This window comes from Paenisporosarcina antarctica (genome assembly GCF_004367585.1).
GTDB classification, from domain to species: Bacteria; Bacillota; Bacilli; order Bacillales_A; family Planococcaceae; genus Paenisporosarcina; species Paenisporosarcina antarctica.
Genome location: NZ_CP038015.1, coordinates 2,433,374 through 2,455,294 on the forward strand (window position 1 = coordinate 2,433,374; position 21,921 = coordinate 2,455,294).

The following is a 21,921-nucleotide window of genomic DNA, read 5'->3' on the forward strand; positions in this document are numbered from 1 at the left end:
ATCTTATGATGCATGATAAAGTAACGATTGTGGATGTGCCTATTGATAACTTAACCAAAAATAGACTACTAGATGTGGTTTACAATGAGATCGAACAAAAACAAAAAAATATATTCATTGTAACTGCTAATCCAGAAATCATCATGAGTGCTAAGAAATCGAAATCTTACCGAGATTCCATTCTAAAAGCTGATTTTATAGTACCTGATGGTTCAGGAGTCATGATGGCCTCTGAAATATTGCAACATCCCTTAAAAGAAAAAATAACAGGTTATGACCTTGTCCATACATTTCTATCTTATGCAAGCGAAAAACGAAAGTCTGTTTACTTCTTCGGTTCTCAAGAAGGTGTAGCTGTTGACGCTGCTATCAATGCAATTAAACTTTATCCAAATATTCGAATTGCAGGGACTAAAAACGGCTATTTAGGTTATGGACAAGAGATTGCGGAAGAAATCGCATCAACAAATCCTGATTTCGTATTTATTGGTCTTGGCGCTCCTTTACAAGAGAATTGGGCTGCAAAGTATAAGCATTTATTTCCTAATGCTGTTGTAATGGGTGTTGGCGGTAGCTTTGATGTTTTAGCAGGCCATACGAAGAGAGCTCCACAGTTTTGGCTTAATCATAATTTAGAATGGATGTACCGCTTAATTACACAGCCTGTTCGTAGTAAGCGAATGATTAAATTACCAATTTTTGTAGCTGAAGTTTACAAACAAAAATGGGCGAGTCGTAAAGTTTATGTGAAACGTGAAAGACATATATAAAAAAATCCTGTAAACATCTTTTGATGTTTACAGGATTTTTTCTTTTTTCAAAGATTGCCTATTAAGGGCATCTGTTCGGTATTTCTTCTTCTCTGTTTTAGTTAATGCTTGATATTCGGCCAAAAACGATTCGTAGTGTTTTAAAACTTCACTAGCCTTACCATATTCTTTCACGGTCCCAAATTCTAACCAAATTATTTGTTCACAAAACTTTTTCATTTGGGATATTGAATGACTGACAAAAAACATCGTTTTACCTCTCGCCTTAAATTCCATCATTTTTTCAAGACTTTTCTCTGCAAATGCTTTATCTCCAACAGACAAGGCCTCATCAATAATTAAAATGTCGGGATCTACTCTTACAGATATGGAAAAACCTAATCGAGATTTCATACCACTTGAATAAGTTTTAACAGGTTGATCAATAAACTTCTCTAACTCTGCAAACTCAATGATTTCTTCTTCCATATTTATGATTTCTTTTTTGGAAAAACCAAGCATTAGAAGTTTAAGTTCAATGTTTTCTCTTCCAGTTAACCCTGCATCTAACCCCGCGTTAACGGCAATCAAAGCCACATTACCTTGAATTTTAATTTCACCTGTTGTCGTCGGAATTACACCTGCGATGATATTCGCAAGTGTGGACTTTCCAGAGCCATTAATACCAACAAGACCAATGATTGACCCTTTCTCCACATCAAAAGAGACGTTTTGTAGAGCAAAAAAATCCTCGCCATATTCTTTGTGAGGCATTATTAAATCAAGAATACGCTCCGATTTTTTCTTATAGAGTTTATATCTCTTATATACATTTTTAACTTCGACTGTTTTTAACATGCATGTCACTTCCAATTTTTATAGGAAATCAATAAATTGACTTCTGAATTTCACGTGCAAATATGAACCAATTAACAAAGTTAAACCCATTACTGCAATAAAATATAAGGTGTATAGAGGGTTTTCAATAAAATACCATCCTTGACCAAGCAAAGAATAACGATACCCCTCTATTATATAATAGAAGGGGTTTAACTTAACCCAAATCTGCCATGATTCTGGTAACAACGTCGGCGGCCATAAAATTGGTGACAAATATAAGAGCATACGCATGACCGACTGTAATAACATCTGAACATCACGTGCAATAGTTGTCAATGTAGAAGTAATAAGCGATAGACTAAATATGAAGACTAATACAGCTGCTATATATAATGGCAGTTGAAGATAGTATATGGAAATTGGAAAACCCATAAACTGTAACAAGATCATTCCTAGTGCTAAAAGCAATAGATGAGGATAAAATTGAGAAAAAATAACATAATTCGGAATTACACTCATTGGAAAGCTCATTTTAGACAACATCCGAATCTTGCTATAAATCGATTTGGATGCTTTCATGACACTTTGATTAATAAAGAACCACACCAGAATGCCTGCAAACATCCATTGGAAATACGGAATACCATCGATTGCTTCTCGCTGACGAATTCCAAAACCAAATACGAACCAATAAATTAAAATTTGAATCGTCGGATTGATAATTTCCCAAGCAGCCCCTAAGTAATTGCCGCTCGTTAAACTCCGTAATTCATATATAGATAATCTTCTAACCAAATAGAAAAATTGAAATTGTTCTTTTAGAATCTTTATTACTGATTTCATTAGAATTCATCACCTACTCACTTTTTATCACACACTATTTCAAGAAAGCTTGTACCACACGTTTAGTAGCATGACCATCCTCTAAAGAAGAAAACTTGGTTTTAAAGGATTTGAACGTTGGATTAGATTGAACATTAGATTGCTCAAGTTCATTTATCGCTTGGAACAGCTCTTCCTCTGTTTGAACGATTGGTCCTGGAGCATCTTCTTGAATATTCATATAGAAACCTCTAAGTTCATCCCTGTACGTCTCTAAATCATACATAAAGAACACAATCGGTCTATTCAATATGGCGAAATCAAAGAATACAGATGAATAATCTGTGATTAAAAGATCTGCACTTAGATAAAGCTCGCGAATATCTGGATAAGAAGACACGTCGTAAACAGTTCCTTCATGTGCAGAGAAATCAAAGTTTTCGGCTATCAAGTAATGCATTCTTGACAATAACACCCACTCGGAACCAAATTCTCTTTTCCAGTTTTCTAAATCAAATTTGAAGTTAAATTTATATTTCCCTTTTTTATGAAATTCATTATCGCGCCATGTTGGAGCATAAAGCATAATTTTCTTCTCTTCAGGAATTCCTAATTTTTGCTTCAAACTTTTTACCACGTCTTCTGAAGGAATAGACAAGACATCATTTCGTGGATATCCTGATTCAATGACTTGTCCATCATAGTGAAATGCTCTTTTGAAAATTTCTGTTGAATACGCATTTGGAGAAACCAGGTAATCCCAGTTTCGAGATTCGTTAATAAAGTTCCTTTTATACGTATCTGTTTTAGTTCCAGGCATGTGAATTTGTTCTATATCTAGTCCAAGTTTCTTTAATGGTGTCCCGTGCCAAGTTTGAACGTATACTGTTCCTTCAGGTTTAGGCATCCATCCTGGTAAACGTACATTATTAACCCAATACTTTGCGCGAGGGAATGTTAGAAACCACTGTAATGAAAATCGAGTAACATATGGAACCTGAAAATCATCGAATAATTTAATGGATTGTTTGTCAATACTCCATAGTAACTGGTAATCCTTATGCTGCTCTTTCATGTACTCATAAATGGCACGCGGATTGTCACTATACTGTTTCGCATGGAAACTTTCGAACATAACCAATTTCTTCTTTTTAGGCATCCATCCCATGACAACAAAGATGGAACGAAATACTTTTAACAAGAACTTGCTATTTTTAAGATTTTTTAACATAATAAAATTCCTTTTCAACATAGTGTACTCTTTAGATTTAGGAACAATAGATGAAGTCATATGTCCTCGGGAGTTAGTTCCAATAATATTAACTTGATCATTATTTATCGTATAATCCAATATTTTTGATTTTCCAGGACGTAACTTTAACTTTAAATTATGCAAAATTGTTTTTTCATTTCCTAAATAGACCTTATTCTCAACTACATTATTTACATTTAAAGAATCTATTGGTACTTTATAAAAACCATATCGTCTAAGAAACCGGATATTAAAAGGTCGAACAAACTTCGTAATCGATTTTTCATTATCTCCGATATAAAGATAATCGTACCTTCCACTCGCTTTGTATGCATAATGTGTATTTCGCCCAAAGATATAAAGGTTTTTCCCAACAAATCGTGATTTCATATTCGGATAAAAGCCAGAAATTTTCATTGGGTTTGTACGAGTCAAAAAGACACCCGCCAATTTATTATGAAGATAGTATTTTGAACCATTGATAGTTAAAATCCCTAATATATGCCTACCACGAAGTTTTTCTGATTGATAAATATCAAATACTCTCGTGCCTTTTGCAGATATTTTTTTAAAGTCAATACTTGCACAATCAGTTTCAAAAGATATCTCAATTGAATTTGGACTGATAAGTTTAATACCTAACCCAAACTCACTATCAAAAGAATCCACAGAGAAAATAACTTTTTTCGTGATTAATTCTTTTCTAAATAAATCATAAATAATAAATTGATAATAGGATGCGTATTTTATTTTTGCTATAGTTAAATAACGAAATTCAATTGTAGTAAGTTCAAGTTCAACAGGGTAAACATAAATAGAGGGATCCTGTGTTACAATATCGTGGATACTAAATAAAAAGTGACCCTTATTATTAAATATGGATAACGAAGTTTCCCCAGTTTGTTTCAATAACAATAAATCAGAAAAAGCTTCTGTAATCATTTCATGCGAATTTTCTGTAATTTGAAATTGTTCATTTGGGACATGGCTAACAGTAGTTACCATAATATTTTCAGATTTAATATAAATGATAATGTCCTGATCAGTTAACGTTTTCTTTAATAATACTTGGTCTTCTAATGGATACTCTCCAAGAATGAGAGGTTTTACATCATTTACATGATCTAAATACAAATGAAATATAGTTCCATTTTCTGATAAGGTAAATTCGATTTTATGAATTGAATCTTCTAATAGTAGAATATTGTTACTATATACTTTCATTATATCGGTCCTTCTTTGCTTTATATTTTCAATAGCTATAAAAAATGATAACATACAATATGTAATCATAACATTTTAATAAGATTAAGAAAATAGCCTTATATAGGAGTGAATCTAAAATGAAAAAAGTAATTACATATGGAACTTTTGATTTAATTCATCACGGTCATATCAATATTTTGAGAAGAGCGAAGGAATACGGTGATTATTTGATCGTTGGATTGTCTTCGGATGAGTTCAATTCACTTAAAGGAAAAGCAGCTTATTATTCCTTTGAAGAACGAAAAATGATTTTGGAAGCAATTAAATATGTTGATGAAGTAATTCCTGAACATAACTGGGGTCAGAAAGCAGACGATGTACAAACAAATGACATTGATCTATTTGTTATGGGTTCTGATTGGGAAGGTAAATTCGACGAACTAAATGAACATTGTGAAGTTGTTTACTTACCAAGAACTGAAGGAATTTCAAGTTCTAAGATAAAAACGGATTTATTTAACAATAAATGCTAAAGGAAGTTATCATTTCTTTATATTTATTCCTTTTTAAAGTAATTTTTTCTGTATATAAATTTCTTCCATTGCAAAATAAAACTGTTTTCCTTTCATCATTTGGGGATAATGCCTTTTTCGTTGCAAAAGAATTAGCTCATTCAAAAAATCATTCACTTATCTTTTTGAATCAATCTCGCTGTAAAATTGATTTTTCTACAATTCCTACTGACAAAAAGAAGATATACGCGTTTGAAACATCAAACTTGCTACATACATGTCTATCAATTTACCATTTGGCCACTTCTAAATATGTATTCGTCGATAACTATGTAGGTGTATTGTCTACAATAAGATTTCGAAAAGAAGTCAAGTGTGTGCAATTATGGCATGCAACTGGAGCCATTAAACGATTTGGATGGAGCGACCCCACTACGAATGAAAGAAGCGAACTAGCGAAAGAAAGATTTCAAAAAGTATATAATCAATTTCAATATATCCCAGTCGGTTCAGAACAAATGGCTCAAATATTTGCTGAATCTTTTCAGGTGAATCAAAATCGTTTTTTATTTACAGGTGTTCCGCTAACTGATTTTTATTATGATGAAATCGCCAAGAAAAAAAGTTTGGACCGCGTTATAGAAACTTATCCGATAATCCTAGGGAAAAAAGTAGTTTTATATGCTCCAACTTTTAGGAAAGACTCACTGGAAAAAATGGACTTGCAACTTGAAATAAATGAATTTCTCGAAAGACTAGATGATAATTATATACTTCTCATCAGATTGCATCCTTCTGTTAAAGCGTTGACGCCTATACCTACCCATCCTAGAGTCCTCGTTGTAAGTGCTTATCCTTATCTCAATGAACTATTGGTAGTAAGTGATATCTTAATTTCGGATTATTCCTCGGTTCCTTTCGAGTTTTCACTATTGCGTAAAAAAATGATTTTTTACACATACGATTTGGATTCATATGATAAAGAACAAGGATTATGGGCAGAAAATAGTCTATATTTTCCTGGTCCGATTGTAAAATCGACAACGGAAGTTATCAATCATATTTTAGATCCTGAAATTGATTTTGAAAAAATCGATCGTTTTAAGAACCATTGGAACACCTTTTCTTCTGGCCAAGCATCCAAATCTTTAATCTCAGTGGTTTATAAAGAAAAGGCTCTATAATACCTTTTCAATAAAAAAAAGACAATCCTGTCCATGCGGATTGTCTTTTTTAATTTTACTTAATGACCAATTTAATTACGTATTTTTCGTTCTAAACTGCAAATAACGTAATCTACTTAAAGGGTTTTGACGTTGGCCTTTGCATATTAAATAAAACCATGTAGTAAGCATAATACCCCCAATAATATAACTAACAAACACGAGCGTTGCTTTTAATGTAAGCAAATAACCATTTTTATAAGTAACTTCAATTAATTTACTCCCTGTATACGCCTCAATAATAAGTGGAGCGAATGTAACAATGAACAAAAATGAACCTAAGAAGGCTAAAATTAAGCTCCAAATTTTATATGGTTTATACCAACTTACCAAAAGCATAATTCCCGCTAATCCTAATGTCAGCCATCCAAACTCTCGAAAATAGGTAAGCAGTTCACTCATTACGAAAGACAGAATTAATACACTTAAGATTGAAAGAACTGTAATGGACATTAACGCAGTTAAACCAAAAATTTCTCCAATTGTTTTAATGATGCTATTTCTTTGCTCTGGTTGATTTCCCTGTTCCCATTTTACAAAGCCATATTGCCCACTTTCCAATCGTTCCTTTTTCTTTTCTCCAAAGTATTTTATTGTTTTTTTATATACTTCAGTAAATTTGTGTTTTTGCTCAGTACCTTTTAATTTCTTTTTCCATAATAGTACTCGGTAATTTTCATACTTCATTAGTTTCCCTCCAAAACCTTTTGTGAATCCATTTCACATTTTTAGACATCTGATTTATACATTCTATTCAGTAGCAATTGCAATAAGAATAAGGGAGGGATTGTAGTATGAGTGTAAAAAAATTCAGCACTCAGTGTCAGTGCTGAAATCATATTTGTATTTATTATAATTAAAATTACGGTGTCACATCAGTTTTTTAATAATTTTCGACTGAGGATAATACTTTACTATCTTAAATGACCTTTTTTCCGCATACTTTTTGCATGAGTAGCAAAAAATCATGCGAATTCCACTACTATTTTCGTATTTAATCAAGGAACTCTCTTGATCTTTACAAATCGCACATGATTTTTTCCATAATTTGATCATGAAATTCAGTCCCATTCTTCTATATTTTTTAATAAGGCTCTTCTAAATACGAATCCAAGTCTTAAACCAATTTAAATAACTATTACTAGGTATTTAGACAGTTATAAAAAGTGATGTATATTTTAAAAAAATATTAATTTCAAGACTATTTATCTATCACTAAGTACTTTTTATCTATAACTAATTATATATGAATCACTTCCATTTTTAAACAGGAATTTTTGTCATTAATTGTCGAATAACGTTTAAAAGAATCTGACAAGTTACTTTTACATCCATATAGTTGCATACACTAATTTGTTTAAGTAGTTACAGGACTTTTCACATATACTTGTTTAAACAAAAAAACAACAACTATAACGCAGCTGGATTCATATTTTTGTCGTTCATAGTGAGCCATTTCTTTTACAAATTGAACTCAAATATTAAAGTTTCTTATACGCTCGTCTATCGGCATACTCTCTACAAGCATTGCATACTTTCAGTACCTTACCTGTATCATTTTTATACGTAGTCAATGGTTTTATTTTACGTTTGCAAATCGTGCAAGACTTCTTGAAATAGTTAAACATCCAAATACGCTCCCCTTTATTATGTATGGTATTCTTTCAATCAATCAAATTACCAAAAATTAATTTTAGCCTATTTATTTATTATTATATTAACAAAATGTAATATAAATCCCCTACGATGATGTACTTTTTCCAAGCGGTAAAAAAATATCTCAAGAATTATATACATGATTATTCCTTTTTAAACTCAAACTAATACGAATCTACTTTACAATTATGAGGAGGAATTCTTTTGGATACTAAACGAATAAAACAAATCGTCTCTTCACCTAAAGAAATTGAGGTAACATACAATGGCGTATCAGTTTGGATTGACCAGATACATGAAAACGGTGAACTTGCGACAGTTCATTTAAGACGCTCTCTAGAAGAAAGATCGGAAGTCAATATAGCTGAGCTTAAAGAAGAAATTCGATAAGAATAAGCGTATGGTTTGTAAACGAAAAAATTTTTTTCTTCAGTGAAGATGATTTCTGTATAGCACAGAAATCATCCTTTTTATATTTCATTGATGTGATACAGGGCTTAATCTCTGTCTCATCTTTGAAATGACCAAGAAAAAATGCCTTTTCTAAAGGGAGCGATGGGTGAAGATTCAATCTAAGGATCTCTAAGTCCATTAAATCTAGCACAAAAAAACCCAGCAACTTTGATAAGCTGCTAGGTTGAAATGCATATTGATTAGTTGGATGAACCCTATGACCAGTGTTTCCTGATTATTCACTTATCCAATTCTTCATATCCCTTAAATATTGTTCTACATTATTCTCTGTAACACTTAGATAAATTTCACCTTCGCCTTCCCCGGTTTCTAATGAGTGAATCATTTTATCGCCAATTTCAGGATAAAAGTGATAGAAGTCCATCCACTGTTTATCGTTTTGAGTTAAGTCATTTTGCATATGAAAAGATTTCACTTCACCAAACACCTCAACTATTTCGCGAATAGAGCGTGCGTAAGCATCAAAGAAATTCGGATTGCGTAAATATATTTTCAAACGATCTTCATGCGCCATGTCCGTGAAAATAACAAATTTGGAGTCTTTATTTTCTCTTTTAATCTTCAGCAACTCGTCTTTGTAAAATTCGTTATAAGCGAAATCAGTCGTATAGTTTGTTTTATCATATCGACTTTTAAAATCTTCTTTTGCTTTTGATAATCGATTATTTGGATAAGTTGTTTTTACTTGGTTGTCTCTCGTATACGATCTTTGCAGAGGATAAGCATTTGCTTTTGATGCATTGTAATTTACCAATGATTTGTCTAATGTGTCTTTTGAGAAGAGCACTGTATAATCTAATACTCGATTTTGAGCTTGTTCAAAAAAAGTATCAGGTTTTCCCATCGGCGGTTGGACATTCGCATAGTAGGAATGTAACGATAATTCAACATAAATGTCATTTAGTACGCCATCATTTATTTTTTTGGCAAAAGCAATATAGTCACTGTATTCGCTTATATGCATGGAACTTAATCCATAATTAAAAACTTCATCGTGCTTAAAGCTGTTGGTATTCATATAAGTCACACGGCTTGAGCCAATAAGTAACGAACTAAAAGATTGACTATTATTAACTAATAGATTCGTTTTTTGTAATCGTTCATCAAAGCCATTTTGATAATCATTATGTGCATGTGCATGTTGGAAATTCCAATAAGGATCTACATAATAATTGAACCCCATTACACCAAATACAGGGATGAGAACAATCAACATGCTCACCAGAAAAAGATTGAACCATTTTCGATAATTCAAATGAAGACACCCCTAAAAATTAAAATACAAAAATTCACTATTCTTATGAAGAATATACGTAACAAATAATACAGCAATAATACAGACATTCACTAGCAGTAAGGTAGATACTTTAGGTTCGAATTTCTCCAATAATTGAATTGAATTCGGAGCCAGTAAAGATACTGCCAAAAATAATAGAAGAAAAGGCACTACAAACATAGGATTCGTTAACCAATGGACACCTAAAAACTCGAAGGTTTCCCATGTAGACGCGAATGCAAGTTTTTGATTGAATACATGAAGAATACTTTGATCCAAAGTAAACATTTTCCCAAACAACGTATGAGCTTGTCCTAAACTTTCCGCTCTGAAGTACACCCATGCTAAGTTAATGAAAGAGAACGTAATAAACCAAGATATTACGAATGGAAGGACAATTTTGGTTTTGCCCCATACTCTTACAATGATGGATGCAACCCCATGTAAAGTTCCCCAAACCACAAACGTCCAGCCTGCACCATGCCATAAACCACTAACTGCAAAGATGATAATGATATTTAAATATGTTCGATACTCGCCTTTTCGATTACCACCTAACGGGAAATAGAGATAGTGAGTTAAAAAACGGCTAAGCGTCATATGCCAACGTTTCCAAAATTCTTGGATATTTCGAGACTTATATGGTGAGAAAAAGTTTATTGGTAATTTAATATTAAACAATAAAGCTAACCCAATAGCCATGTCACAATAACCACTGAAATCAAAATAGAGTTGCAACGTATATGAAAGAGAGGTTAACCAAGACTCTACAAACGTCAATGTTTCTACATTCGCATAACCTTCATTTGCCCACACAGCAAAAGTATCTGCAATTCCAACCTTTTTGAACAATCCAATTGAAAAAATAAAAATACCTTTTACTATGTTACTCAATTGAATGTGATATTTACTTTTATCGTTAAACTGAGGAATCATTTCATGATGATGGACAATTGGTCCTGCAATTAATTGAGGGAAAAAGGTGACAAATAATGCATATGTCATAAATGAATATTGTTTTGTCTCCCCGCGATACGTATCTATAATAAAGGCAATCTGTTGGAACGTGAAAAAACTTATCGCTAAAGGCAATAGTAAATTCTGTAAAGCAATATTCGTTTCAAATAAGAAATTTGCATTCTCAACAAAGAAATCATAGTATTTAAAATACCCTAATAACAAAACGTTGCCTAAGACGCCCAAAAACAATAACAGATTTCGAGAAAATAAATTTTTCGAACCATTCATTATAGTTCCTATTAAAAAGTTAAAAATCATAGAACCTACAATTAAGAACAAATAAACAGGATTCCAAAAACTATAGAATACAAGAGAAGAAATAATTAAGAGAAGTAAAGCCATTTTATGTAAATTTATTTTATGTAATCCAAAATATATTAAAAACACTACTGGCAAAAATAATAACAAAAATTCAATGGAATTAAAAAGCACTTTATTCACCCTTATTTCTAGTAATATAACTTTTCTATTATATTCAAAACTATCATTTTGGTCAAACCTTGATTCGGCTTCAATTAAGACGAAACGCTCCTACTTTATTCATAAAGGTTCAACCTAGCTCTACTTCGATGGCAGAAAAAACTCATTTTAAATTTTTCGTTTAACATGGAAATTTTTCTTTTTTTCCATCAATATATGTTAATTTCCAACTGCGATACTCATACTAAAATCGTCTAAATAGTGAATATTTCAAATGATATTCTGTCATTCAAAAACGAATGTTAAAAAGAAGTTGTCTAATAAGTACCTACAATATAATAGGTGGAGGAAAAATGACATATTTTACTGAAGCCACTGACACCTATTGAAAGTATTGGGGAATTATATACAGACAATAAAGGAAGCAAAACACTATTTAGGTGTTTTGCTTCCTTTTCACTATTAAAATTAGACCATCATCAAGAAACCTCGCAAGCTTCAGCCAATACTTCAACCAAATGCTTTACGGATACTGTTGATTCAAGTCCCTCACGTTTAACGCCTAAAATCATTTGAAGATGACATCCTGGATTGGTAGTGATAATTAGGTGTGGTTTCACATCTTTGACTGTTTTCATTTTCATATCTAGAATCATCATAGATTCTTCATGATGGACGATGTTATAAATACCTGCAGAACCGCAACATAAATCTTGATTCTTCATTTGAGTAAATTCGATTCCGGGAATTTTTCTTATGAGCTCCATTGGTTCGTTAACGATTTTCTGGACATTCGTTAAATGACACGAAGGTTGATACGTAACTCGCATGTGGAGCGGTTTTGTAATTGGCAGTTCCATCCGTGATAAAATATAGCTAATATCCTTGTTTTTCAATGAAAATTTCTTCGCTCTTCCAAACCAAGGATCACTTTTTTCAAATAAATGATCATATTCAACTAATGCTGCACCACAGCCACCAATTGCATTCACAATATAGTCGCAATCTAATTGTTCAAATACTTCAATATTCTTCTTTGCCAATTCAATGGCAGTTTCTTTCTCAGCACTATGTTGATGCAAAGCCCCACAGCAAGTCTGTTCTTTTTGAAGAACTACTTCACATCCCGCTTTCTCTAACAGTTTCATGCTTAAATCATTTACGCGTGCAAAAAATGTATCCATTATGCAACCTGTGAAAAATGCTACCTTGGTCTTCGTTTTCAATTTAGAGTTTACTTGAAAATTTTCTCGTGACTCGGGCTTGTAAATTCTCGGCGTTATCTGTTCCATCGTGGCTAGTGACGGAGAAACTTGTTTGATTACACCGGATTTTCTAATTACCTTATCTGCTTTTGTTCTTTGATATAAGCGTAAACCAGTTCCCACGATCTTCAGTATTTTTTTGTTTGGAAGCACCTTTTTAAAGACAATATTTCGAACTACTTTTTCACTAATAGATTGCTGGCTTTTACGAAATGCGCCCAAAACATCAATTGCAGAATCTAGTATTTTTCCATATTCCACATTTGTTGGGCAAATTGTTTCACATGCTCGACATCCCAAACAGCAGTCAATAGAATCCCCTAAATCTTCAAACCCTATTTTCCCTTCTGCTGCCAGTTTCACAAGCTGAATTCTTCCACGTGGAGAGTGACTTTCTTTACCAAAGGCTAAATACGTCGGACACGCAGGCAGGCAATACCCACATTGAACGCAACTAAAAGTTTCATCGTATGCGAGTTTATCCTGTAATATTTTGTTATTAGTCATTTCGCAACTCAAACCTTTGCCCTTTTACCGGAAAAATTTTACCCGGATTCAAGATATTTTTTGGATCCCATGCTTCCTTAATACTTTTCATCATCGCAAGACCATCCACGCCTAATTCCATCTCCATGAACGCTGACTTCATTGTGCCAATTCCGTGCTCTCCAGACAGCGTACCACCCAAATCAATAGCAGCTTTGAAGATTTCTGCAACCGCCATTTCCACTCGTCTCATTTCTTCCTTATCACGCTGATCCGTAATAATATTCGGATGAAGATTTCCATCACCAGCATGACCAAAAACTACCAAGTGTATATTGTATTTTTCTTTGATGAGTTTTAACCTTCTAAACATTTCAGGTATTTGACTCCTTGGTATCGTTGCATCTTCAGAAATTTTTGTTGGTTTTAACTTTACAATAGCAGGCGAAACAAGTTTTCGTGCTTGCCACAACTCAGCTTCTTCCTTTTTATCCTGGGCAACTTGAACACTTCTCGCACCTACATTCATACAAACTGATTTTACTCGTTGCATTTCATCTTCTATAGCAAGTGGATGTCCATCAAGTTCAATCAGTAAAATCGCTTCCACATCCACTGGTAATCCTAAAGAAGCATACTCTTCTACAGCGATGATAGAGCTTTGATCCATTATTTCCATTTTTGATGGCATAATACCTGACACTAAAACCTTCGAAATCGCACTTCCAGCATCAATAATGTCATCAAACAAAACCATTGCGGTCAAGGAAGCTTGTGGTTTTGGAATTAATCTTAATGTCGCTTCTGTAATAATGGCTAGAGTCCCTTCAGAACCTACAATTAGTTTTGTGAGATCATACCCAGTTACATTTTTAATGGTTTGTCCACCAGTTCGCACAATTTTCCCATCAGCTGTTACAATCTCCAAACCTAAGACATAATTCTTCGTAACACCATATTTCAACCCACGAGGTCCACCCGCATTTTCTGCTAAATTACCACCAATCGTGGAGACATGAGCACTGCTTGGGTCTGGAGGGTACATAAGTCCAAATTCATTTGCTGCATCATTTATATGTGATGTAATCACACCTGGAGAAACGGTAGCAATTAAGTTTTCCTCATCAATTACAAGTTTTGTATCCCATAATGAAAAATCCAATACAATACCACCATGTACCGGCAATGGCCCACCACTTAAACTCGTTCCCCTACCTCTTGGACAAAGTGGAATTAAATATTCGTTTGCAATACGGACAATGCTTGCAACTTCAGTAGACGACATGGGCTGACACACAACATCAGGTTTATACATGCCGAAAGAGGCATCAAATGAAAAGCTATACAAATCTGCTTCACTAGTTAAAAATCTCTTTGGGTCAGCTAATGTCTTTTTAAGTTTTTCCAGGATATCTTCTGTAACTTTCACGATGAGTAACCTCCTATTCGTAGTTATGTCGAACTTTAATCGAATGTAAATGTTCCCACATTGCTTTTTTTGCTGACTCAGCATCTTCATTTAGTATCGCTTCATATATTAATTGATGTTGCTTCATCACAACTTTAACTTCTAGTGGTTGCAGCAACGTTTCCATGCGATTTTGTTGGATAAAGGAATATACTTTTTCAGATATGACTTCCATTAATCCTTCCATTATTGCGTTGTTAGCACCCGTTAATATAGCTTTATGAAACGCATAATCTTCTTCTATAGCTAGTTCACCGTTCAGTTCTGCATTCTTTAAGTTTACATAACAGTTTTCTAGCTCCATACGTTGACCTACTGTAATTCTCTTAGCCGCGTAATAAGCTGCGTCTCCCTCGATTGCTTGCCTTAACTCAATCAATTCGGACAAATTTTGTTTTTTGGGCTTTAAAACCGCTAGCAATTCTTGTTGGATGACTTGTTTCGTGTGACTTACAAGAAATATTCCAACGCCAGGTTTTATAGAAACAATTCCATTTGCCTCAAGTACGGAAATGGCCTCTTTAACCGTTGTTCGTGAAACTTCTAGAAGTTCAGCAATTGTTCGCTCTGACGGCAATTTATCTCCAGGTTTTAACTTTTCTTTAGAAATAGATGAGAAAATCTCATTGATTACTTCATGATATAACCTATTTTTCTTCAAGATTGGTTTCAAGCAAGTTCTCCTCTCTTTCGAGGTCTGCTGGTTGGTCCAGTTAATGAAAAAAATGAAGAGAAGAAAATTTTCTTCTCTTACAATTTTTCACAAAGATTTATTCACTATATTGTAGTCGTATCACTTGTTACAAACATTACTCAGATTTCGCTATATAAGGAAGAAAAAATCTGGTATTTTTGTAATTCATAATTCAGATTGGCTTCATTTACTAACAATTATGCCGTTACTTCTGTCTTTGTATCAACAGACATATGAGAGTTGAAAAAGATTGTCAATTCGGCAATGAGCTCCTGAAAAACAGGATCTTCATGATACATAAAATCATTATGTTTTCCATCAATTAAATAAAATTGCTTAGGTTCAGAAGCCGCTGCATATAAAGCTGTCGATTCCTCAAGGGGATGCAGTAAATTATCTTTTCCGTGACCGATAAATAACGGTGCTGTTGAAATATCTGTTACAACCTTCTCAGCGTTCATATTCATAATTGAATCAGTAAACTGAAGCTGCGTTTGTTTACCAAAAGGAGATAATGGAACTAATTCCTTTTGAACATAATCGTTTGTTGCTGGGTCTAGAGGGTAATGAATAAATGGATCAGCATACAGGGATTGTCCTGTTACTACACGTTGCACTCGGTCTTGCTCTACAGTTTTCACAAGATCCATCCATTCAACATAACTGTGAATTGATTTTAACCAACGTTCCCCATCAAAGAAACCATTTAGTGCAGCAACTGCTTTTACTCGTTTGTCTTTAGCAGCAACTCGAACGACGTTGGAGCCACCCATTCCCCATCCAATTAAACCAACTTGGTTAATGTCTACTTCTGGTTGTGCTTGCAAAAAACTAATTGCGTTGATAATATCTTCGACTTGTTCATCTAAAATGACACGGCCCTTTTCACCCTCACTGTTGGCAAAACCACGGTAGTCAAATCCAAAGCAAACATACCCTGCTTTTGTTAAGTTTTGCGCAAATAATCGTGGGTAAAAGTTATTAAATCCTTGGTACCCTGAGTTTGAAATGATTGCAGGTCTTTTTTCCCCAGCTTGATAATCATCTGGTAAATAAACTGTTCCATCTAACTTAAAACCTTCACTATAAAAACTAATTTGGCGTTCTTTCATTTTTAACATCCTCCGTTATAATAGAATTTTTTTTATTCATTAATTATAGATAAAAGCTCACCAATATCATCTAATTTCTCGAGTTGCCTAATGCACTCCAGTAACCTGCGACTTCTCTTTTCTCCGATAATAGGCGTTGTAAGAGAATAGAATTTTTCTTCTTTTTCAGCTTCAATTAAAGGGAAATCATAATCCCCTCTAGCTTGCAAAACAGAGGAATATAAGACTCTCCCTGCCTTTGTGTGTATCTCAACTTGACTTTGTGCAATTGTTGGGAAAGTCTCATCGAACTTTTTATTAACTCTCGTTTCAATTTTTCCCATTACGTCTAATACGTTCTGGTTTTGTAATTCATACAAGATTTGCTTAGGTCCAACTTCCCCGAATACAAGGTATGATGCAAGGGGAAATAATAAATTATATTGGGCTTCTTCAGTATTAGTTGGTGCTTGATGAGACAAACTAGCTGACTCTGTAAACGTGTAAACGATGATTTTCTCAATCTCTTCGTATTTGATATCCGTTTGACTTACCAATTCTTTCAAGCACTCTACAGCCGGCTGAGCCCAACGACAGCATGCGTGAGGCTTATAGTAAAGTTGGTGAATTCGCTCAACCGTTCCAAGCTCTTGCACATATTCCCTTCCTTCATTTGATGAAAAAAGAGATGGGATTCCAGTAAATTGAAGCTTTGCTAAATAGGCTGAACTTAGTCCTGTCATGCACCCCCAGCCAATTCCATCCTTCAGCATAGATGGATGTTCAATACATCGCATCATGGGAGAATAGGTTGAATGGTATTCCGCTATTCCAAGTGCATGTTCAGTCTCTTGTTCTGACAAACCTAATATTCTACTTACCCCAGCAGCTGCTCCTATTGCCCCCCACGAACCAGTGCAGTGATATTCTGGACGCTTACGATGCGCAATAATCCCTGCGCGAATTCCTACTTCGTAGCCTATTAAAACAGCAATAATAAATTCTTCACCCGTCGATTTCAGTTCTTCGGCAGCTGCTAATATAGCCGGAATAACGATAGCTCCAGGGTGCCCTTTTGTTAAGCGATGTCCATCATCTATATCAAGAGCATTTGCCATGACTGCATTTACAAAAGCTGCTCCTGCTGGAGTAACTTTTTCTTTCTCTAAAAAGACAGAACTCACACCTACTCCCCATTGTGCTTTTGTGTATTTCTTCGCAATTATGGATACTTTCGCTTCACTACCTGCAATCGCACATGCAATATGGTCGGCCAACGCTTCTTTTACTGCCTTAATTGTCTCAGGAGTTTTGTCTACTAATGCTTCCTTTACGATATAAGACGAGACTACACCTCCAACATTCAAACTTTAATCAACACCTTTACTTATATAATACTTATTTCCTACTCTACTAAACCTTCTTGTACTAGCCATTCTCGAGCCACTTCAGAAATTTCATCATGCTCAACATCTACACTATAATTCAACGACATCATTACTTCTGTATTTAATTTAGCAGACAGTTTATTTAACAACTCAGCAAGCTCATCAGTTAGAACTTCATCTCTAATTACAGGTGCTGCATTATAAGCTGGGAAGAACATTTGATCGTCTTCCAAAGCAATTAAATCAAATCCTTTAATACGACCATCCGTAGCAAACCCTACAGACACATCTACCTGTCCTTCATTTAATGCGTTATATAGCAATCCTGAATCCATACGAGTGACATTTTTTGAAGGGAATTCAAATCCATACAACTTCTCAAGTCCTTTAATCCCATCTTCACGAGCATAAAACTCTGCATTTGATGCAAACTTTAGTGAATCATCAATTTTGTTAACATGGTTTGCGAGATCTGAAAGAGTTTTAATTTTCAATTCATCAGCCAAATCTTTTCGCATTAATAGAGCATACGTATTATTTACTTCTGCTTTATCCAACCAAATTAATCCATTTTTTTCGTCCGTATCTTTTACGATTTGATACGTAACGTCTGGGTCTGATTCAACATCATGCTTTTGGTATACAACAAGTGCTGTACCTGTATACTCCCAGTAAAGATCAACCTGGCCATTTTCTAACGCTGAACGTACAACTGTACTACCCATATTGCTTGCTTCTTCAACTTCATAGTCGTTCTCTTTCAAGTAAATAGACGTTATTTTTGATAATAATAATTGTTCTGTAAAGTCTTTCCCACCAATCGTAACCTTACCTTTTGATTCTTTAGATTGATCATCACTATTATCAGCATTATCTGTTTCGCCACAGGCAGCCAAAGTAAGAATAAGTGAAAACATCAGTATTCCTAATAAAATTTTTCTCATTATATTATCCTCCTTTTAATTTAAATGATTTCTAACTTACGCTGTATTCCTTTTGATACAACTAATTTCTCTAGTTTCCCTAAAATGAAATCTATTGAAATCGCTAAGACAATAATAGGAATTGCACCTGATAGCATAATTCCTGTGTCAGCTATCGCTATCCCAGTAAAGATTAAATCTCCTAACCCACCTCCTCCAATAAGAAATGCAAGAGCGGCGGAACCAACATTTATAACAATTGATGTTCTAATTCCAGCTAACATAACAGGGAGTGCATTTGGAATTTCAAGCTTAAGAAGAATTTGAATCTTGGTCATCCCCATTCCTTCTCCAGCGTCAATGATTGAACGATTTATGTTGTCAATTCCAGCTACTGTATTTCTTAATATAGGTAGTAAAGAGTTAAACCATAGAGCAAATACCGCAGTTTGCCACCCAAGTCCAAAGAAAGACATAATTAATGCTAATAAGGCAAGAGTTGGAACCGTTTGTCCAACATTAGCAAAGTTGATAACAATCCAATCATATTTTTTATATTTTGGTCTTGTGACAAAAATTCCTAACGGTACAGCAACTAATACTGCAAAAAAGCAGGAAATGGCAACTAATCGTAGATGCTGACCACTTAAATATAAAAGGTCCCCAGGGTTATTAATGATGAATTCAAATGAGCCTGCCTTAAAAGCCCATGCAAACAATGCTATTATTATGGCAACTAGTGAGAATCTAGCTATTCGTTCAATTTTCTTCCCATTCACAATATCCCTCCTAACGAGCTACAGTCATTTCTGTTGGATGAACAGAGGTCAAAGATTCAAAATCAGAAACACGCAGTACACCGAGACGTTTTCCAGCTTCATCTTGTACCCATGCTTCCCCTGAATGTGAAGATAGAATAATAGACAGAGCCGTTCTTAAATTATCATTCAGTTTAATTGTAAATTGACTTCCTTCTTGCCCATATACTGATGGCTTCTTTAAGTGGTCTAATTTTCCCAATAAATCTTTAACCGTCAATAATGTTAACCGTTTTAAAGAACTTTCATTTCCAATAAAGTCACGAACAAAATCATTTTTCGGATTGGACAATATATTATCAGGTGAATCAAATTGCATGAGATCACCCTCTTTAAAAATAGCTATCTTATCAGCTAACCGAATCGCTTCATCAACATCATGGCTAACAAATAAAATAGTTTTCTTCACATTCTTCTGAATTCGTAAAAACTCATTTTGAATATGTTCTCGAATAATCGGGTCAAGAGCACCAAATGGTTCATCCATTAACATGATAGGAGGATCAGCTGCTAGCGCTCTTGCAATTCCAACACGTTGCTGCTGTCCACCTGATAATTCCCAAGGAAAGCGCTTACTAAATTCGTCAGGTTGTAAACCAAACAAGTCAAGAAGTTCATTTGACCTTTTTTTCATTTTCAACCGGTCCCAACCCATTAATTTCGGTACTACACTAATATTTTCTTCTATCGTCATATTTGGAAACAAACCATTTTGTTGAATGACATAACCAATTGATCGTCTCAAATCGTTTATATTTAAAGATTGAGAATTTTTACCATCCACTTCAATTGTTCCACTTGTTATTGGAATTAGACGATTGACCATTCTAAGTAATGTTGTTTTACCACATCCTGATGGTCCCAGAAAAACGCATATTTCGCCTTCTTTAATCTCAAGGTCTATTTTATTAACTGCAGTAACTTTTTTCGATTCAGTTTCATAAATTTTTGTAACATTTTTAAAATTAATCATAATCATTCACCTTCCTTCATTACGAATTCGCACCTTTTGGACTAAGAAACTTTTGAATTCTTCCAAGTATTAAATCGGCTGAAATCGCTAATATTGATACTGCTAAGGCACCGACTTGAACCATTACTGTATAACTTGTAGAAATCCCTCGAGCAATGTAGACTCCTAAACCACCTGCTCCAATGTAGGCAGCAATAGCTCCAATACCTATTGTCAACACTATTGCCATTCGAATGCCCGCCATAATGACTGGGAGAGACAGTGGAAGTTCAACTTTGTATAATCTTTGCCATGTGGTCATGCCCATTCCAATAGCAGCATCTCGCGTATTTGGATCTACACTTTTTATTGCAATATACGTATTTCGTATAATCGGTAACTGAGAGTAGAGAATTAACGCAACAACAGCTGGGAGAAATCCAATCCCTTGATTAATAATAGAAAAGATTGGAATCATGAGTCCAAACAAAGCAATACTTGGTATTGTCATGATAATACCTGCAACTGCTAACACTAAATTTGCTAATGATTCCTTTTGTGAAATATAAATACCGATTGGAATCCCAGTTAAAATAGCAATTCCCACCGCTAGACCAACAAGCTGAATATGCTCCCAGGTTAATTGCAATAATGTAGTCCAGTTAACTTGAATAAATTCAATTAACTCCAAATCATTCACCTCCTAGATTTCATATTTGTTTATATAACTATTACTATTGCAATTCCCATGCCAACTTTAAATTCAGTAAAATTCATTCAATTCAGAACTTTTCGTAAAAATCTTAAATCATAGAGTAAAAATTTTTTTACATACGAATGACTTTGTTTAGTAAATTAACAAATGTTAGAAAATGATGTGCTCGAAGATAACACTTTGTTCTTTTCCTACGTGTAATAAGAGAGGTTGTCTAAAATAAACAGTTGGGAACAAAGACATGTTTTACTGTGCCCACTGAAAAATTCACTAGTTTTCTTTCTTCCTTCCTCCAGAGAACTCAAAAACTTCTTTCCCCCTTAATTTTTGATATGCTTTTTGATTAATTAGGAGTTTTACAGAAACTCTAACATCTGAAAGTCACAATATTTATTACCCAATTTTTACTATTGCAAATTGGAGCGTGAATTTCACCAGTTGAACACCACATTTTGGCGAGCGAGCAATCATTCATCAGAAATTTCAGTGAAATTTATTGATGGCTTTAGCCGTCCATTTGCTATTTTGAGAGCAATTATGGTTATCCTCCAAATTTTATCTCCAGGTCTACTCGGTCAACCTGGAGATAAAATTTTCCAACTTACTTTTGAAAAAACCATCTATTTTTTCCCTGGTAGGGGAAATATCATGGCCATTATAATATGAAAAGA

20 protein-coding genes are annotated in these 21,921 nt (G+C 34.1%); 5 read left to right on the forward strand and 15 right to left on the reverse strand.

Annotated features, from left to right (window positions below; translation table 11 throughout):
- The first annotated feature begins 5 nt into the window (after positions 1 to 5).
- Positions 6 to 770: a WecB/TagA/CpsF family glycosyltransferase gene (locus E2636_RS12025; RefSeq protein ID WP_134210402.1), complete on the forward strand. Its 765-nt coding sequence runs from the start codon at positions 6 to 8 to the stop codon at positions 768 to 770.
- 27 nt (positions 771 to 797) lie between these two features.
- On the opposite strand, the gene tagH is transcribed toward E2636_RS12025, so the two are convergent.
- The 3 genes from tagH to E2636_RS19385 are packed head-to-tail and all read right to left on the reverse strand — an operon-like array spanning position 798 to position 4,887.
- The gene (gene tagH / locus E2636_RS12030; RefSeq protein ID WP_134210403.1) at positions 798 to 1,607 is read right to left on the reverse strand and encodes a teichoic acids export ABC transporter ATP-binding subunit TagH; all 810 of its coding nucleotides are present in this window, start codon (positions 1,605 to 1,607) and stop codon (positions 798 to 800) included.
- An 18-nt stretch (positions 1,608 to 1,625) separates the two neighbouring features.
- Complete coding sequence (locus tag E2636_RS12035; protein ID WP_134210404.1) at positions 1,626 to 2,432, reverse strand: ABC transporter permease; 807 nt, start codon at positions 2,430 to 2,432, stop codon at positions 1,626 to 1,628.
- Between the two features lie 34 nt (positions 2,433 to 2,466).
- Positions 2,467 to 4,887, reverse strand: coding sequence for a CDP-glycerol glycerophosphotransferase family protein (locus tag E2636_RS19385; RefSeq protein WP_243840628.1), 2,421 nt, complete (start codon positions 4,885 to 4,887; stop codon positions 2,467 to 2,469).
- A 119-nt stretch (positions 4,888 to 5,006) separates the two neighbouring features.
- Between E2636_RS19385 and tagD the strand changes: the two genes are divergently transcribed.
- The gene (tagD, locus tag E2636_RS12045) at positions 5,007 to 5,402 is read left to right on the forward strand and encodes a glycerol-3-phosphate cytidylyltransferase (protein ID WP_134210405.1); all 396 of its coding nucleotides are present in this window, start codon (positions 5,007 to 5,009) and stop codon (positions 5,400 to 5,402) included.
- Complete coding sequence (locus tag E2636_RS12050) at positions 5,396 to 6,565, forward strand: CDP-glycerol glycerophosphotransferase family protein (protein ID WP_134210406.1); 1,170 nt, start codon at positions 5,396 to 5,398, stop codon at positions 6,563 to 6,565. The genes tagD and E2636_RS12050 overlap by 7 nt, the downstream gene beginning before the upstream one ends.
- A 75-nt stretch (positions 6,566 to 6,640) precedes the next feature.
- Here E2636_RS12050 and E2636_RS12055 read toward each other — a convergent pair whose 3' ends face one another.
- Positions 6,641 to 7,291: a hypothetical protein gene (locus tag E2636_RS12055; protein ID WP_134210407.1), complete on the reverse strand. Its 651-nt coding sequence runs from the start codon at positions 7,289 to 7,291 to the stop codon at positions 6,641 to 6,643.
- A 1,173-nt stretch (positions 7,292 to 8,464) separates the two neighbouring features.
- Here E2636_RS12055 and E2636_RS12065 point away from each other — a divergent pair.
- Positions 8,465 to 8,650 (forward strand): H-type small acid-soluble spore protein, encoded by a 186-nt coding sequence (locus E2636_RS12065; protein WP_134210409.1) that lies wholly within the window; start codon positions 8,465 to 8,467, stop codon positions 8,648 to 8,650.
- 298 nt (positions 8,651 to 8,948) lie between these two features.
- On the opposite strand, the gene E2636_RS12070 is transcribed toward E2636_RS12065, so the two are convergent.
- The 11 genes from E2636_RS12070 to E2636_RS12120 form a co-directional block, all read right to left on the reverse strand.
- Positions 8,949 to 9,989: a hypothetical protein gene (locus E2636_RS12070; RefSeq protein WP_134210410.1), complete on the reverse strand. Its 1,041-nt coding sequence runs from the start codon at positions 9,987 to 9,989 to the stop codon at positions 8,949 to 8,951.
- 12 nt (positions 9,990 to 10,001) lie between these two features.
- Positions 10,002 to 11,462 carry an MBOAT family O-acyltransferase gene (locus E2636_RS12075; protein ID WP_134210411.1) on the reverse strand — a complete coding sequence of 487 codons (1,461 nt, stop codon included), beginning with the start codon at positions 11,460 to 11,462 and terminating at the stop codon, positions 10,002 to 10,004.
- 467 nt (positions 11,463 to 11,929) lie between these two features.
- Entirely contained in the window at positions 11,930 to 13,222 is a 1,293-nt protein-coding gene (locus E2636_RS12080) for a (Fe-S)-binding protein (protein ID WP_134210412.1), read from the reverse strand.
- Positions 13,215 to 14,630 (reverse strand): FAD-binding oxidoreductase, encoded by a 1,416-nt coding sequence (locus E2636_RS12085; RefSeq protein WP_134210413.1) that lies wholly within the window; start codon positions 14,628 to 14,630, stop codon positions 13,215 to 13,217. Before E2636_RS12085 ends, E2636_RS12080 begins: the two co-directional genes overlap by 8 nt.
- 13 nt (positions 14,631 to 14,643) lie before the next feature.
- Complete coding sequence (locus tag E2636_RS12090; RefSeq protein ID WP_134210414.1) at positions 14,644 to 15,342, reverse strand: FadR/GntR family transcriptional regulator; 699 nt, start codon at positions 15,340 to 15,342, stop codon at positions 14,644 to 14,646.
- 218 nt (positions 15,343 to 15,560) lie between these two features.
- Positions 15,561 to 16,475: an alpha/beta hydrolase gene (locus E2636_RS12095; RefSeq protein ID WP_134210415.1), complete on the reverse strand. Its 915-nt coding sequence runs from the start codon at positions 16,473 to 16,475 to the stop codon at positions 15,561 to 15,563.
- 32 nt (positions 16,476 to 16,507) lie between these two features.
- The gene (locus tag E2636_RS12100) at positions 16,508 to 17,821 is read right to left on the reverse strand and encodes an MmgE/PrpD family protein (protein WP_134210416.1); all 1,314 of its coding nucleotides are present in this window, start codon (positions 17,819 to 17,821) and stop codon (positions 16,508 to 16,510) included.
- 38 nt (positions 17,822 to 17,859) lie between these two features.
- The gene (locus tag E2636_RS12105; protein ID WP_134210417.1) at positions 17,860 to 18,786 is read right to left on the reverse strand and encodes an ABC transporter substrate-binding protein; all 927 of its coding nucleotides are present in this window, start codon (positions 18,784 to 18,786) and stop codon (positions 17,860 to 17,862) included.
- Positions 18,787 to 18,806: 20 nt separating this feature from the next.
- Positions 18,807 to 19,544, reverse strand: a complete 738-nt coding sequence (locus E2636_RS12110; protein WP_134210418.1) for an ABC transporter permease — start codon at positions 19,542 to 19,544, stop codon at positions 18,807 to 18,809.
- 10 nt (positions 19,545 to 19,554) lie between these two features.
- Positions 19,555 to 20,556 (reverse strand): ABC transporter ATP-binding protein, encoded by a 1,002-nt coding sequence (locus tag E2636_RS12115; protein ID WP_243840630.1) that lies wholly within the window; start codon positions 20,554 to 20,556, stop codon positions 19,555 to 19,557.
- A 19-nt stretch (positions 20,557 to 20,575) separates the two neighbouring features.
- A complete protein-coding gene (locus E2636_RS12120) occupies positions 20,576 to 21,226 on the reverse strand; it encodes an ABC transporter permease (protein WP_017381669.1) in 651 nt (216 codons plus the stop codon).
- Positions 21,227 to 21,736: 510 nt separating this feature from the next.
- Here E2636_RS12120 and E2636_RS18995 point away from each other — a divergent pair.
- Entirely contained in the window at positions 21,737 to 21,916 is a 180-nt protein-coding gene (locus E2636_RS18995) for a hypothetical protein (RefSeq protein ID WP_166669514.1), read from the forward strand.
- The last annotated feature ends 5 nt before the right edge of the window (positions 21,917 to 21,921 follow it).